Source organism: Ornithinimicrobium sp., assembly GCF_030537745.1.
Classification (GTDB): Bacteria; Actinomycetota; Actinomycetes; order Actinomycetales; family Dermatophilaceae; genus Ornithinicoccus.
On record NZ_JAUNVI010000129.1, the window covers coordinates 1 to 1,647 of the forward strand.

The following is a 1,647-nucleotide window of genomic DNA, read 5'->3' on the forward strand; positions in this document are numbered from 1 at the left end:
ACCTGCCAGACTGTCCCTCGTGAGCGCCACCGTCCAGACCCGTGGCGTGGCCGTCGGCCACGGAGCGACCCTCCTCTTCTCCGGGCTGGACCTGGTCGTGGCACCCGGCGACGTCGTCGGCCTCGTGGGCCCCAATGGCGCGGGTAAATCCACCCTGCTGCACGTCCTGGCCGGGCGTCGCGCCCCGGAGACCGGTGCGGTGCTCGTCTCGCCGCGGACCGCTCGGCTGGGTCTGCTCACTCAAGAGCCGGACTCTCTGGACGGGGAGACGATCCGCGCGTCGCTTGGCCGGCGCACCGGGGTCACCGTGGCGCAGGCGGACCTGGATGCAGCGGCCCAGGGGCTGTCCGACCACCCCGAGGAGGAGGCGAGCGGCACCGCATACTCCCTCGCGCTGGAGGCCTGGCTCGCGCTCGGCGGGGCCGACCTGGACGAACGGGCGGAGGAGGTGGCCGCGCGGCTCGGCCTGGCCGTGGACCTGGACCGTGAGGTGGGCTCGCTCTCCGGTGGGCAGGCGGCGCGGGTGGGGCTGGCCGGACTGCTGCTGTCGCGCTACGACGGCTATCTGCTGGACGAGCCGACCAACGACCTGGACGTCGCGGGGCTGGACCTGCTGGAGGAGTTCGTGCACGGGCTGGCCGCGCCGGTGGTGCTGGTCAGCCATGACCGGGCGTTCCTGTCGGCGACGGTCACCACGGTGCTGGAGATTGACCGGAGCCTGCAGCAGGTGATCGCCTACGGCGGCGGCTACGACGCCTACCTGGAGGAGCGCTCGATCACCCGCCGGCACGCCCGGGAGGTGTATGAGGAATATGCGGCGCGCCGCCGCGGCCTGGAGGCGCGCGCCCGGATGCAGCGCGAGTGGATGGACAAGGGGGTTCGCGCAGCCAACAGCAAGCTGGCGCGGCGCAAGGAGAAGGACAAGAACATCCGCTTCCACCAGCAGGCCACCTCGGAGAAGCAGGCAGCCAAGGCCCGCCAGACCGAGCGGATGATGGAGCGGCTGGACGTCGTGGAGGAGCCGCGCAAGGAGTGGGTGCTGCAGTTCTCGATCGCGCAGGCGCCCCGGTCGGGGGACGTGGTCGCGGTGGCCCGATCCGCGGTGGTGCGCCGGGGCGGTTTCACCCTCGGGCCGGTCGACCTGCAGCTCGACCTCGGCGACCGAGTGGCGATCACCGGCCCAAACGGTGCCGGCAAGAGCACCCTGCTGAGGCTGCTGCTGGGGCAGGTGACGCCGGGGACGGGCACCGTGTCGCTGGGGTCTCGGGTCGTCGTGGGCGAGGTCGACCAGGCGCGCGGGTTGCTCGACCGGGCGGACGTGGCGCTGGCCAGGGTCTTTGCGCTGGAGCTGCCGGAGTGGAGCGACGCCGACCGGCGGACGTTGCTGGCGAAGTTTGGCCTGGTTGGCGACCATGTCGGGCGGCCGGCGTCGTCGCTGTCGCCAGGGGAGCGGACGCGGGCGGCGCTGGCGCTGCTGCAGGCGCGCGGGGTCAACCTGTTGGTCCTCGACGAGCCGACCAACCACCTAGACCTGCAGGCGATCGAGCAGTTGGAGCAGGCATTGGAGGCGTTCGAGGGCACGCTGCTGCTGGTCACGCACGACCGGCGGATGCTGGAGACGGTGCGGTTGACGCGCCGGTGGGAGGT

At 72.3% G+C, this 1,647-nt stretch carries 1 protein-coding gene; it reads left to right on the top strand.

Features of this window, described 5'->3' with window-relative positions; genetic code table 11:
- Positions 1-19: 19 nt before the first annotated feature.
- Positions 20-1,647, top strand: a 1,628-nt coding sequence (locus tag Q4P07_RS14305) for an ABC-F family ATP-binding cassette domain-containing protein (protein ID WP_303375585.1), incomplete at its 3' end; no start/stop codon positions are given.